This window comes from Herbaspirillum rubrisubalbicans, assembly GCF_003719195.1.
Taxonomy (GTDB): domain Bacteria; phylum Pseudomonadota; class Gammaproteobacteria; order Burkholderiales; family Burkholderiaceae_D; genus Herbaspirillum; species Herbaspirillum rubrisubalbicans.
The window spans coordinates 2,199,436-2,212,564 of the sequence record NZ_CP024996.1 but is presented as its reverse complement, the minus strand read 5'-3'; the positions used below and the strand labels follow the sequence as shown (position 1 = coordinate 2,212,564).

Here is a 13,129-nt window from a genome sequence, read left to right as displayed (position 1 = left end):
GCCGCATAATCTATCAGCCGCCTGGCGGGGTCAAGCGAATCAGCCGCGGAAATGAAATGGTTTTACCCCCCTATTGCGACAAGTCAATCGAGCACTGTCATGCATACCCGTCTCAAACCTTGGAAATCCTCACCGGTCGGGCCGCACGCGGCGTGGCAGGCTGGCGTGTGGCCGTGCGCGCCGGGGTAGGAGCCGGCGCGGCTGCTGCCACCGGAGCGGCCGCAGGCACATGACTGGAGCGGTAGCCAACCCGGAAGCCCCCCCAGTGCTTGCCGTTGACGTAGATGGGCACCGACAGGTCGTGCATCACCTCGCCGGTATCACGGCGATAGGTCTGCAACAGGAAGGGCTTGGTATTGGCACCGCAGCGCTTGCCGGTACGGTCACTGAAGATGCGCTTGGTACGGTTGTTGACCAGGTCCACGTCGTAGTCGCCGGTGAGCGGCTGAGAGAACTTCTTATTGTGAGTCGGAAAGTAACCGTTGTTATCAACCGCTCCGGCATAGGCCAGTTGCGGCATACGCTCCAGCAGCCCCTCCTGCAGGGCCGGCAGCACGCGGTCGGTGAACCCGTCGAACTGGCTGGAATGCTTCTGCGGCGAGGTATGGGGAATAGGTGTATAGCTCCGATCGAACAGGGCCGCTTCGGTAATCTGCCCGGCCCGTATCGCTCCCTCGAACAGCTTGCCCACCGCCTGTGCCGCCTCCACCGCCGCCACCCGGATCTCGTCATGCCCACTGTGGGCACCACCGTCGATGATGGCCTCGAACACCACCTCGGCGCGTTCCGAGAGCTCCATGGCCGAAGTCGCCACGCGCGGCAACTCGGCATCGGTATGCAACATGCCGTTACGGATATCGGTGATCGCCTCGGCGATTTCCTGGGTGGTCTGTACGTGCTCGCGCGAGGCCAGCGCGATTTCCTCAATCTGTTCCTGCGACTGGCTGGCCGAGCGCTCGATACTGTTCAAGAGGCCATGCACCTTTTCCACGTTCTGCGCCGCCTCCAGCACCCGGCTGCTCAGTGAATTCATGCCCGAGGCCGCACGCTCGGCTTCTTCAGTGATGGCACGCACCATCACGCCGATGTCATCAGTGGCCTCCTTGGTGCGCTGGGCCAGCTGGCGCACTTCCCCTGCCACCACCGCAAAGCCGCGCCCCTGCTCGCCCGCGCGCGCGGCCTCGATGGCGGCGTTCAGGGCCAGCAGGTTGGTGCGTGCGGCGATCTCGCTGATGACTTCGGTGATGCCATGGATACGACGCGACTTTTCCTGCAGTTGCGCCATCATCGATGAGGCAGACAGCGCATCCGTGCGTGCCTGACCGATCTGCTGCAAGCCGCGATCCACCTCGGCGCGCCCGCTGACGCTCTCGCTGCGGACCTCGGCCGCGATGGAGGAAGCCCGCTCGGCGTTGGCAGCGATCTGCTCGGTGGTGGCCGCATTCTGCTCGGCACTGGTGGCGATGCGCTCGGCTGCGACCACGTCCTTGCCGATCTTGGTCTTGATGGTATCGACAAAGAAAGAAGTTTCAGCCGCACCGATCATGATGTGATCGATCTCGCCACTGATCTTGTCCACCAGCGGCCCTGCCTGCGACTGCTCGCCGCGACGCGCCAACGCAAAACCGATCATGCCCAGCAGCACCGCGACGCAACTGACGCCTGGAGCACCCAGCCACTGCCCGGCTGCCACCATGTCCAGTACCACTGCCGCCCCGCCACCCAGCACCAGCCCAACCACCCAGGGCAAGACGCCCCGCCAAGCCCCCCATGCCGCACCGGTAGCACCGGCCCCTCTGCTCTTTGCCATCACTGTCTCCCTGCGGGTCTCCCGCTCTTCTTGGCCTGCAGCGCAGCAGGCCTGGTTGCGGACGAAACCTGCCGCATTGTCCTGAGGCTATAACCTCTAGCTTACGCATAACTGAACGAAGCTTCACCTGCCCCATGATATTGCCATCCCGCAAGAACACAAGTCTCGCCCAATCAGAAGGATCGACTATCACACCCGCCGTGGAAAAGTCGCTACAATCCTCATTTTATAGGATAGGGGGGTATAGTATATGGCACACCTGACACAGGACACGGACGCCCTGCTCAAGCGCGTGCGCCGCATTGGCGGCCAGGTGCAGGCGCTGGAGCGCGCCCTGGAAGGCCAGGCCGATTGCGGCAAGACGCTGCATCTAGCTGCCGCCATTCGCGGCGCTGTGCATGGGCTGATGGAAGAACTGATCGAAGCCCATGCCCGCGAGCACGTCGCCCGCCCCGGCCTGACCGACGAACAGCGCCGCCAGGGCCTGGAAGAGGTGCTGGAAGCGATTCACCGCTACACCAAATAAGGCAGAAGGAAACCCTCATGCACAGCACTTCCTCATATCGCCACGAGCACATCTACCTGGGCACCAACCATGACCGCAACACCCGCCGCACCTTGTGGGTAGTGGCCTTGACGGCGGTGATGATGGTCGCCGAGATCGCCGCGGGTTACTTCACCGGCTCCATGGCCCTGCTGGCCGATGGCTTCCACATGGCCACCCATACCGGAGCACTGGCCATCGCCGCCGGTGCCTACGTCTTCGCTCGTCGCCACGCCCATGACAGCCGCTTCAGCTTCGGCACCGGCAAGGTGGGCGACCTGGCCGGTTTTGCCTCGGCCCTGGTGCTGGCGGTGATCGCCGTGGGCATCGGCGGCGAATCCCTGTGGCGCCTGGCCAGTCCTGACACGGTCAACTTCGGCGAAGCCATTCCGATTGCCGTGGTCGGATTGATCGTCAACATCGCCAGTGCCTTGCTGCTGATGGAGGGACATCATGACCATCATGCTCATGGGCATCATGCGCATGACGAACACGAACATACCCACCATCAGGATCACCACCATGTGGGCCACGACAACAACCTGCGTTCGGCCTATCTGCACGTGGTCGCCGACGCCCTCACCTCGGTGCTGGCCATCGCCGCCCTGCTGGCCGGGCTCTACCTCGGCTGGACTTGGCTGGACCCCTTGATGGGCGTGGTCGGCGCGGTGGTCATTGCGCGCTGGTCATACAGTTTGCTGCGTACCAGTGCGGGGGTGTTGCTGGATATGACCGATGCCCAGGTCGCAGCCCGCATTGAGCAGGCACTCGCAAGTCAAGAGGTGCAGATCGATGACTTGCACGTCTGGCGCATCGGCCCTTCGGCACGGGCGGCCATCGTCAGCGTGAGTACGTCCACGGCAGTGACCGAAGGACAGTTGCGCCACAAGCTGGCCGGACTGGGTGAGCTGCATCATCTGACGCTGGAACTCAGGCAACGATGAACACCACTGCCGACCTTGGCACAAGAGATAAAACAATAAAACGAAAAACAGCGGCTTGGGCCGCTGTTTTTACATAGGTGAGCTGAAGCTTCAAGTGGCTCAGGCTCAATGCCAGCCACGATGCCAGCCATAGCGGGGATGATGCCAACCCCAACCATAGTAGGAATGGTATTCCCACACCCAGCCGGGACCGGGCGAGGCATAGGTCGGCTGCACGTAGACCACGCCCGGTGGAGCAACATAGGTGGGCTGTGCGACATAGGCCGGCCGCACGGTCGGCGGCGTGACTACGCAGCCGCTCAAGGCGAAGGCTGCGGCCAGCGCCGGCATCAATACGAGGGATTTCATGCTTATGCTCCTGATCTTGTTTGGCGATTTGTCCCGGCGCGGATGAACGTCGGTGACCACATGAGGCGTGGTCATCAGATAACGAACTCAGCCGTACGGCAGCAGACTTCAAATTGTGTTTTTGTGTAACGCCATCGCTGCCACCTCACCCTCTTCTCCAAAAAATACCCAAGCTCAACAGGGAACTACTAGCCTGCTGCCGCTCAAATTGCCAGCAGGTTTGGCCAACGACCAGCCGTCGCACCAATTCAATCACATTGACCAGTCAAAGATGGGCTGAACATGCAGCATAAAGACCATTTCCTCACACTCGACGGCTTTCGCGGGATAGCAGCCATTCTCGTGGTGCTCAGGCATACCACACCCTACTTTGGCGACAATCCATTTTTCTCAAGCTATCTCGCCGTGGACCTGTTCTTCCTGCTGAGTGGCGCTGTGGTAGCACGCTCTTATGAACATCGGCTCCAGCAGGACATGAGCCTGCGGCAGTTCATGTGGATCCGCCTGCTGCGCCTGTATCCGCTCTATTTCCTGGGAATGTGTATCGGCATTTTCGCCGCGCTCGCAGGTCTGTCGGCATTCCAGGGCAAACTGCATGTCGCCGCTGCCGTAGGCTTGCTCATGCTGCCAGGGCTGCACTCTCCCTTGCTGTTCCCATTGAATGGCCCGGCGTGGTCACTCTCCTCTGAAATCATCGCCAATTTCATCTATGGGTGGAAGGTGCGCCAGGCCACCAACAATGTACTCCTGCTGGTGATGCTGTTGTGCCTGGCCGGCATGGTGCTGTTCGTGACCTTCGCCTCGCAGCACAGCCTGGATGCGGGCTTCCAGCGCCGCACTTATTATGTAAGCCTGCTGCGCATCGGCTTCTCGTTTTCCGCCGGGTTGCTGCTCTACCGCTGGTTCGCCCGTCGAGGAATACGCGCCATCATCAGCAATGGCAGGGCCAGTCTGGCCATCGTAGGCGTTGCGCTCATCTTGATGATGGCACCGGCCGCCGCCATCGTTCCTCTTTACGATATTCTGGCGGCGGGGCTGGGCTTTCCGTTGCTGGTCTATGCCGGAATGCGCTTCCAGCCAGCCGGCAAACTGGCTTCCCTTTGCCGCTTCCTGGGCGTGATCTCCTACCCGATCTACATCGTCCACAGTCCGCTGGCTGAACTGTTCAAGCATGGCTTCCCCAGGATCAGCGGCGGGCATGAAATAGCCGAGTTTGTCCCCTGGGCCGGCTTTGGCTTGCTTGCCGCCTTGATTGGATTAGCGTGGCTACTGCATCACTTCTATGACACACCGGTGCGCAAGGCCATCGGCAAGTGGGCGTCGTCCCGACAGGCTGGCGCCGTATCCGCCGCGCAGATCAAGTGAGCGGAATTGCCGCCAGGACTAGATGCGACCATTCAGCGCACGCCCAACCCGGCCGCCTTTGAGTGTCGCAAAAGCGATAGCAACAAGAATCAGCGTTTCCACCAGAAAGAGGCTCGCCCCCGTGAGATAGACATTGAGCCGCTGCTCGATCAGATAGTTGAGACCGACCACCGGCAAACTGACCTGGGCCAGCTTTTGCAGCAAGGCCATGGGAGGCATCATCTGGCACAGCTTGATGATGAAGAAGGTACCAGCCAGTGCGACGAACAAGGAAAGCAATACCCAATATCCTGCCCCCAGGTTCCCACTGTTAAGACCCAACGTAGGACTGTATGAAGCGGGAAAGATCCACACCAAGAAAGAGACCAACAGCCACAGCCCCGTATTACCTTCTTTGGGCGCCACCAGAGCATCCTTGAGCAGCACGCCCAACTGGAAAAAGAGAATGCCCGTCAACGCATATTTGACTTGCACAGGGGCCGATGACTGGTAAGACAGCGGATCAACGCAAAGCAGCACGACAATGGCCGCCGCCAGTCCCATTCTTGCCCGCGCAACCAGGACACTACCCGCAATGGCCTCGAACACATACACCAGGAACATGGCGTACAAAAACCAGAGGGGCGTGCAGTTGAAGGTATCGCTGACCTGTGCAGCCCCGGTAAGGGTTCCGATGAGCCGCGACAAGAATTCGCTGGAATCCATCCCTCCCCGGCTCAATCTGAAGAAAAATGGAATGCCGTTGATGAGGCCGAAAATCCATGCGGGAATGATGAGTCGCTTGAACTTGCTCCAGATCTGAGACCCGATATCCGACTTGCTTGCCCCGTGGGTCATGCCTGAAATGATGAAAAAGGCAGGCATGTGGAAGGAATAGATGAGGTGATACAAGGTTTGATTGATTCCCTTGGTATGACCAGCAATCATCAGGATGAGGCAAAGCCCTTTGGCCATATCGAGATGGATGTTTCTTGTTTTCATCATAAAGATCTCGCTGGGTAAATGGCCCCGAGGAAGGCAAGCACCAGGCCAAGTTGTTTGACGGATTCCCCACTGCAATGGCCGACAGCACAGAAACGAGCCACGCAGGAAGATATCTGCCGGGACCGGAAGTTAGTTTAATGTCAATTTTTTCACTTTTGCGCCTGCACCAATGAAAAATGAAAAAAATACAACTAGAGGAAGAATAAAGTCAGCGACTTGCAACCGGGCAAGCTCATGAATGGAGCCAGTCGGTGCGCTTTTGATGAAAGTTGGAGGTGGAATCTGCTGTTCTGACGCAGAAAGTAAAACAGCACTGGAATCGGACGTATGTCCAATATCCAGTGCTGCCTTTGCATACAGCTTACGCCGCAAGCTTTTGATTCGATTGGTCGGGACGGTGTGATTCGAACACACGACCCCTTGCACCCCATGCAAGTACGCTACCAGGCTGCGCTACGCCCCGACTGAAGAAAAAGATTATAGCAGCGAATATGTTATTAAATCAACTGTTTCTGAAAAACATTTTTCATTATTTCTGGCTTGGCCTTTCATTCACATAGAGCGTCATGTAAATGATGGCAAAGACCGCGTTACTGCCCGCCAAAGAACTCATTGAGCAGGAAGTTCTGCAAGCCCTTGGTATCTTCCAGGCGCGCCGACAAAGTCACCACCCTGCCCAGCCGCTGCGAATCGAAATTGAAATCACCCTGATAGTAGCGGCGGATCAACGCGATCATGCTGTTGACCACCGCCAACTGCACATTGCCGCCGAAGCCGGCATCGACTTCGATCAACTGGTTCTGGCTACGGCGCTGGTCGGTAGTCCAGCCGCGGAAACTGTACTGCGCCACCCGCGGACCCATGCTGATGATCTGGAACACGCCGTTGGTGCCGCGTCCGCGTCTATCCTGGAAGGCGATGTTGGCCCGGGCAATGTCATTGGCCGAAGGGTTTTCTGCTGCACGGGCCGCCGCATTCTCCTGAGCGGCAGCCTGCTCAGCTTCTTCGCGCTTCTGGCGATTGCGGTTGGTGAAGGTCATGAAATCATCCGCAGGTGCCGCCGCAGTCGTAGGCGGGTTGCTGCTGGGAGTCGGGGCGACCGGCAACGGCTGGCGCTGCGGCACAGCCTGACGGGTCGGCGCAGAATGACGGGCAAGCGGCTTGGCCACGGTCTTCTTGCGGGGCGGCTCGACCTTTTTGGGTTCAGGGGCCGGCTTGGGTGGCTCCGGCTGGGCCACCGGTGCCGGGGCTGGCGGACGGATCAGGCTGACCTGGAGCGGCGCATCCGGCCGCCCCGGGGAATCCAGCCGGGGCGGTGCCTCATTGAGCTTGGCTCGGACAAACAGGAATACCGCAGCGTGGACCAGCACGGACGACACGATACCCAGCGCAGTGCGGCGCCGGGAACGGGAGATAACATCTGTTCGGGTCGACGAAACGAAAAAACTCATACCTTGTGACGACAGCTACGGATCGCAGGCCCTGCGGCCATGCCGCTATGTTCGGACCGGGACACCCCAATGCACCCCGGCCTGCATGAAGCTGCCATGCACGCCTATTTTCAATGAAGGCGACATTTTAGCCGGTTTATCAAGACTGTCGCCTCAACCATGCACAGATATCGCCATCCCAGGCTCAACGCCAGCGCCCACGGCCACCCCAACCACTGCTGTAGCCGAAGTAGAAGGAAGAAGACGGGTAGCTGTAGCCAGGATAAGCAGGATAGACCGGATAAGCCGGATAAGCGTAATACGGGGCAGTCGAATACACCGGCGGTGCAGAATAGACCGCAGTACCGCCATAAGAATTGGCAGGCACAGCCACGCAACCGCCCAGCAGCAACGCAGCAGGCAGCACAGCCAGGTAAAAAGCGAAATGTGAACGAGGCTTCATGTGAATTACTCCTCAGGCGCCACCGCGCCAACATGTCACTATCGCCTACGGCCTCGAGGCCAGCCATTGCCTTTACCTTTTGTTACTCGCTTCAGTTTTCGCATTAATCATATAAACAAATCTTCACCTACCTTGGCCCATTGCCTCTACTGTACATACCGACAAGCTCTTAATGGCCCAAAGCCCTACTTATATAATGACGCGGCAATGCCGATACGTAGCGGCACATGCTGCTGTGGCCGCCAGAACAACACGAGACCTCGTCCATCCGCCCTGCGCCTTGAGCGCAGGACTTCAGAACAGAAACTAGCCCACCATGACCCTAGCCAGCTCCACTGCTCACGCCCCCGTCGTCGTTATCGCCCCGGATTCGTACAAAGGCTCCCTGTCGGCTCAAGAAGTCGCCTCGGCCATCGGCGCCGGCATCAAGGCCGCCCTTCCCCATGCCCAAGTCAGGCTTTGCCCCATCGCCGACGGCGGCGAAGGTACGCTTGATGCGCTCATGCACGCCGGGGGCGAACGCCTCACCCTCTCCTGCCGCAATGCCGCGGGCCATCCCATGGAGGCCGCCGCAGGTGTTCTCAAGGATGGCAGTGCGGTGGTGGAATCGGCGGCCATCGTCGGGCTGACCGATGCTGCGGGGACCGCAGTGCCGGTGGAACAACGCACCACGTTGGGCGTGGGCGATGCCATCAAGAGCCTGCTGGATCGAGGAGCGCGCCGCTTTCTGGTGGCGCTGGGCGGCAGCAGCACCAATGACGGCGGGGCCGGATTGCTGGTGGCACTGGGCGTGGTGTTGCGCGACGCCGCCGGTCACATCGTGCCGCCCCAGCCATGCCAGTTGCATCGCGTGGCCAGTATCGATGCGACGGGGCTGGATAGTCGCGTCAAGCAAGCGCATTTCGTGGCGATGTCGGATGTAGACAATCCCCTGTGCGGAGAAGAAGGCGCAACGGCCGTGTTCGGCCCACAAAAAGGTGTTCAGGCTGAACAGGTGGAACACCTGGACCAAGCCCTGGCGCATTTCGCCAGTGTGCTGGAACCGGCCCTGGGTCATCGGGCTGCCGACAAACCCGGCGCCGGTGCGGCCGGCGGCCTGGGCTACGCCCTGCTGATGCTGGGCGCGCAATTGCGCTCTGGAGCCGAGACCGTGGCCGACCACATCGGTCTGGACCATGCGCTGGCTGGCGCCGACTGGCTGATCACCGGTGAAGGCCGCAGTGACGCCCAGACCTTGCACGGCAAGGCCCCCTTCATCGCCAGCCAGCGGGCACGCCGCGCGGGCGTGCCCACCACACTGCTTTCGGGCGGAATAGATCGCAAGGCACTGGAGCAGCTGCATACCAGCTTCTCCGGTTGTTTCTCCATCACTTTCGGGCCAATGAACCTGCAGGAAGCCATCGCCCAGGCACCCGGGCTGCTCAAAGACAGTGGCGAGCAGTTGGCGCGGTTGTGGCAAGCAGGCCGCGCCTACTGAACAATACTGCCGCGCCACCGTGCGAGGCAGTCACTCCCTTCTGGCAGGCACTCGCCGCCCCGTCACTTTTCCCTACCTGTCGTGCACGCCAATGTTCAGGAGACGCCGTTTTTCACGGCACTCTTGAGCAAAAAGAATTCTGCCACTTATCCACTGACCGTCCTTTCTCGCAGCTCAGTGCACAGAAGGCAATCGTGCCGCTTGTGTGAACGCCATAAATTTGCATAAAAAACAACACTTCTCAGCATGTGAACCCTCTTTCCGAATTTTCCCGCTCCAAAAACCGGCGAACTAGGCCGCAGAAAATGTTTTTAAATTTACAATGTTATTTGCGTAATTTTAAATTCAATTATTGCAATTTTCTGTAGGCATTTGATTGTTAATACATCAATATTATTGCCTCATGGATTCGTTCGTTTCCGCACTGCACTACTGATCGGTAGTGCTCTACAGAAATCCCTGAAATCCTTTACTGGCGCGACTTTCCGGTCGACCAAAAAATACGGAAAAAGTGGATTTTTAAGCTGTTTTTTATTGCTCATCCTTAGATCAAATGTTATAGTTTCGACATCAACGCATTTTCTGTTACACACGTCGGAATTTGTCAGAATTTCATGTTCTTTCTGGCAATAAAAAGATTGACTGCGACGCAGTTGTCTCAGGGCAATCCAGCATCAAAAGTGAGTTGATCTACTTTTGGAAAGCGCCACGCGCAGTCCTCTTTATCGATGGTCTAAAACTTATAGGATTGATCCCATGAAAAAACTCCTCGCCACTGCTGCCGTTGCACTGTCGCTGTCCATGGCTGGCACCGCCGCTTACGCTAGCGTGACCACCCTGACCCTGACCGACAACACTGCCGGTTTCAGCTCTTCGCAATCCGGCGCATTCAACGACACCTACAACTTCACTATCAGCAGCCTGTCGGACCTGTCCTCTTCGGTCACCGCTTCCATCGTCACCCGTTCGACTACCGCGCCAACCACGCTGACCAGCTTCCTGCTGACCAACATCGCCAGCGGCGCGACCTATGCCAGCGTTTCCAACACCAGCGTCACCAATCTCGCCGGCGTGAAGACCTATGTCACGACCTACGCCATTGCGGCCTCTTCACTGGCTGCTGGTATGTACAAGCTCACCGTCACCGGTCGTGGCTCCTACGGCGGCAACCTGACCCTGACTTCGGCCGTACCGGAAGCCTCGACCACGTCGATGATGCTGGGCGGCCTGGCTTTCGTCGGTCTGATGGCGGCACGTCGTCGTCGCAAGGATGCGCAACAACCGACCAGCATTGCCGGTCTGGCCGCTGCCTAAGAAGCACAGAAGCACGCAAGCCCAACAAAAACGCCCGAGAAATCGGGCGTTAATGAGATGGTCACCCCCACCCTACAGGCGGTTACGCTGTAGGGTGTTTTCATTTAGGAGGCCATCATGCAAAGCACAGCACTGGTAGGGATCGATCTGGGCAAGCAGTCTTTCCACCTGCACGGTCAGGATGCACGAGGCAAGGCGCTTTGGCGCAAGAAGCTCAACCGCAAGCAACTCACGGAGTTTTTTGCCACGCTTGAGCCTTGCGCTGTCGTCATGGAAGCCTGTGCCGGTGCGCATTGGATGGCACGCAAGCTGACTGGTTTTGGTCATGAGGCCAAGCTGATTTCTCCGCAATTTGTCCGTCCTTTCGTCAAGGGTAACAAGAACGACTTCGTGGACGCTGAAGCGATCTGCGAAGCTGCTTCGCGCCCTTCCATGCGCTTCGTCTCGCCCAAGACCGAGACTCAACAAACCTTGTCCGCACTGCATCGAGTCCGTGAGTCGTTCATCCGTGACCGGACTCGCGCGGTCAATCAGATACACGGTTTCCTGCTGGAATTCGGCATTAGCTTGCCCACCGGCATGGCCGTCATCAAACGCTTGCCAGTGGTGCTCTGCGAGCACACCCTGCCCCCTCGCATGGTGGCGATCCTGGAAGGTCTGCACAGTCACGTCGGCTACTTGAGCGAGCGCATCGCAGAGATCGACAAGGAGATGTCCCGGCAACTTGCCGAAGATGACTTGGGGCAACGGCTGTTGACGATGCCTGGTGTAGGGCCGGTGACGGCCAGCATATTGGCTGCCGAGATGGGCGACGGTAAACAATATGGATGTGGCCGCGACTTTGCAGCCTCATTGGGATTGGTCCCACGACAGTACAGCACCGGTGGCAAGGCTAACCTGCTGGGCATCAGCAAACGCGGCGACAAGAACATTCGTCGCCTGCTGGTGCAGTGCGCGCGAAGTTACATGCAGCGCCTTGACCGCCAGACGGGACAGCTCGCGCACTGGGTGCGATCCATGTTGTTACGCCGACATTCCAACGTCGTGGCCTGCGCGCTGGCCAACAAATTGGCGCGTATCGCCTGGGCCTTGGCGACCCGGCACACCGAATTCAATCCGGGACCAGACCTCAAGACAGCCTGATCCCTCTACTGCATTGCGTGTTTTACCGGTAGGACACCCACCTGGTTTTGCGATCGCTGACATTGGATGACGTGAACGGCATAACGGCCTGACGGATAACCTGACCAAAAAATCGGCCATCAAGGCCGAGGCGTTTTTTAGGACCGTCTGGCGCGACTCTCATCGTGGCGCGGGGATTTCGTTCCCAATAACGACGCCGGATAGATTTAGGCAAGCCAAACACTTCTTCAAAATCAGCCTTGCAAAAAAGGGGGGGACCATAGATTTTTTGTTGCGAAATAGGTGGTCATGCTTTCAGGCCGCCCCCACCACCTCCGCCTCCCGGTCAAAAGTCACGGCACAACTGCTCCAACCGTGGACACTACCCGCGCCGGCGCCCCCACCACCGTCGCCCCAGGGGGAACATCGTGCAACACCACCGACATTGCCCCGATCTTGCAGCCATCCCCTAGATGAATACCACCCAGCACTTGGGCATACGCACCCAACTCCACATCATTGCCGATTACCGGTGAAGGACCATCGGCATGGCGATTGCCGATAGTCACACCTTGTCGCAAGGTGCAGCGCGCGCCAATGACCGCCTGTTCGTTGACGAAGATATTGCCGAAGTGCCAGATCCGCAGCCCCGGCCCTATCCTGGCACCGCGTGGCAGGCTGATGCCGAAAGCGGTTTCGGTCAGGCGAAACAGCGGCCAGTACAAGGTGTTCTGCAGTTTGCGCATCAGGCCGGCAGGGCGCGCTTCGATACGACGCCCCCAGCGATAGACCCAGATGGCCCAAATGGATTGTTCTTTCAAAAAAGGACGAGGCAGATTGTAGCGCGCCAGATCAGCCTGCCAGTCAGGGTCCTGCGGCATCGGTTTTCCTTTCAAAATACGTTATTCATGGACATTCTGTCAGCATCAGCGGACATCTTAACGTCTTGTCATCTTTAAAGAAAAAATGTTCACTCTCTGACAATAAAAATGGCGCATCAATTCAGCAAGGGAATTCCGCTAAAAAGGCGACTGTGCAGCGCAACAATATGATAAATTTATCGAACAAGCCAGCAACTGCGATTAAATGCAGTGAAAAATTTCCAGTCAGCAAAAAAGATAATGGAACTTTTTGTTCAGCCTTGCCTCCGTTCACCTGGCCTCGACAAATATCACAATTCCTCACGCAGTGGCCTGGCCAGCCACAATGAGGGGCAGGATGCCGACTTCGATTCATGACAAGAGCCAACGCCGCCATGCCGAACCTGCAGAACCCATATGCACCGGGGTTGCCCACCCGCCCATTGTTCAAAGTTCACTGGAACTTGG

Annotated in this window: 13 protein-coding genes and 1 tRNA gene; 6 read left to right on the top strand and 8 right to left on the bottom strand. The window is 58.4% G+C overall.

The genetic code is table 11. The annotated features are described in order from the left end of the window. Nucleotides 1-112: 112 nt before the first annotated feature. Complete coding sequence (locus tag RC54_RS09920) at nt 113-1,810, bottom strand: methyl-accepting chemotaxis protein (RefSeq protein WP_244216467.1); 1,698 nt, start codon at nt 1,808-1,810, stop codon at nt 113-115. 250 nt (nt 1,811-2,060) lie between these two features. On the opposite strand from RC54_RS09920, the gene RC54_RS09915 reads away from it, so the two are divergent. Then, on the top strand, nt 2,061-2,336 hold the full coding sequence (locus RC54_RS09915) for a metal/formaldehyde-sensitive transcriptional repressor (protein WP_017450914.1): 276 nt from the start codon (nt 2,061-2,063) through the stop codon (nt 2,334-2,336). Nucleotides 2,337-2,353: 17 nt separating this feature from the next. Next, a complete protein-coding gene (gene dmeF, locus RC54_RS09910; RefSeq protein WP_058895198.1) occupies nt 2,354-3,298 on the top strand; it encodes a CDF family Co(II)/Ni(II) efflux transporter DmeF in 945 nt (314 codons plus the stop codon). Between the two features lie 105 nt (nt 3,299-3,403). On the opposite strand, the gene RC54_RS09905 is transcribed toward dmeF, so the two are convergent. Further along, on the bottom strand, nt 3,404-3,646 hold the full coding sequence (locus RC54_RS09905) for a hypothetical protein (protein ID WP_058895197.1): 243 nt from the start codon (nt 3,644-3,646) through the stop codon (nt 3,404-3,406). A 282-nt stretch (nt 3,647-3,928) separates the two neighbouring features. Between RC54_RS09905 and RC54_RS09900 the strand changes: the two genes are divergently transcribed. Continuing rightward, the gene (locus tag RC54_RS09900) at nt 3,929-5,011 is read left to right on the top strand and encodes an acyltransferase family protein (RefSeq protein WP_082803061.1); all 1,083 of its coding nucleotides are present in this window, start codon (nt 3,929-3,931) and stop codon (nt 5,009-5,011) included. Nucleotides 5,012-5,029: 18 nt separating this feature from the next. On the opposite strand, the gene RC54_RS09895 is transcribed toward RC54_RS09900, so the two are convergent. The 5 genes from RC54_RS09895 to RC54_RS09880 form a co-directional block, all read right to left on the bottom strand. Then, the gene (locus tag RC54_RS09895; RefSeq protein ID WP_244216466.1) at nt 5,030-5,995 is read right to left on the bottom strand and encodes an acyltransferase family protein; all 966 of its coding nucleotides are present in this window, start codon (nt 5,993-5,995) and stop codon (nt 5,030-5,032) included. A gap of 129 nt (nt 5,996-6,124) precedes the next feature. Then, complete coding sequence (locus RC54_RS25100) at nt 6,125-6,367, bottom strand: hypothetical protein (RefSeq protein WP_156481263.1); 243 nt, start codon at nt 6,365-6,367, stop codon at nt 6,125-6,127. A gap of 14 nt (nt 6,368-6,381) precedes the next feature. Continuing rightward, nucleotides 6,382-6,458 (bottom strand) — tRNA-Pro (locus tag RC54_RS09890). 127 nt (nt 6,459-6,585) lie between these two features. Continuing rightward, a complete protein-coding gene (locus tag RC54_RS09885; protein ID WP_058895195.1) occupies nt 6,586-7,365 on the bottom strand; it encodes a hypothetical protein in 780 nt (259 codons plus the stop codon). A gap of 265 nt (nt 7,366-7,630) precedes the next feature. Next, nucleotides 7,631-7,888, bottom strand: coding sequence for a hypothetical protein (locus tag RC54_RS09880; protein WP_039788621.1), 258 nt, complete (start codon nt 7,886-7,888; stop codon nt 7,631-7,633). Nucleotides 7,889-8,204: 316 nt separating this feature from the next. Here RC54_RS09880 and RC54_RS09875 point away from each other — a divergent pair, with 316 nt between their 5' ends. The 3 genes from RC54_RS09875 (at nt 8,205) to RC54_RS09865 (ending at nt 11,822) form a co-directional block, all read left to right on the top strand. Next, the gene (locus RC54_RS09875; RefSeq protein WP_061788802.1) at nt 8,205-9,365 is read left to right on the top strand and encodes a glycerate kinase; all 1,161 of its coding nucleotides are present in this window, start codon (nt 8,205-8,207) and stop codon (nt 9,363-9,365) included. 756 nt (nt 9,366-10,121) lie between these two features. Then, nucleotides 10,122-10,679: an FxDxF family PEP-CTERM protein gene (locus tag RC54_RS09870; protein WP_058895193.1), complete on the top strand. Its 558-nt coding sequence runs from the start codon at nt 10,122-10,124 to the stop codon at nt 10,677-10,679. Nucleotides 10,680-10,796: 117 nt separating this feature from the next. Next, nucleotides 10,797-11,822, top strand: coding sequence for an IS110 family RNA-guided transposase (locus tag RC54_RS09865; RefSeq protein ID WP_061788801.1), 1,026 nt, complete (start codon nt 10,797-10,799; stop codon nt 11,820-11,822). 332 nt (nt 11,823-12,154) lie between these two features. On the opposite strand, the gene RC54_RS09860 is transcribed toward RC54_RS09865, so the two are convergent. Continuing rightward, nucleotides 12,155-12,682, bottom strand: a complete 528-nt coding sequence (locus tag RC54_RS09860) for a serine O-acetyltransferase (RefSeq protein ID WP_058895192.1) — start codon at nt 12,680-12,682, stop codon at nt 12,155-12,157. Nucleotides 12,683-13,129: the final 447 nt, after the last annotated feature.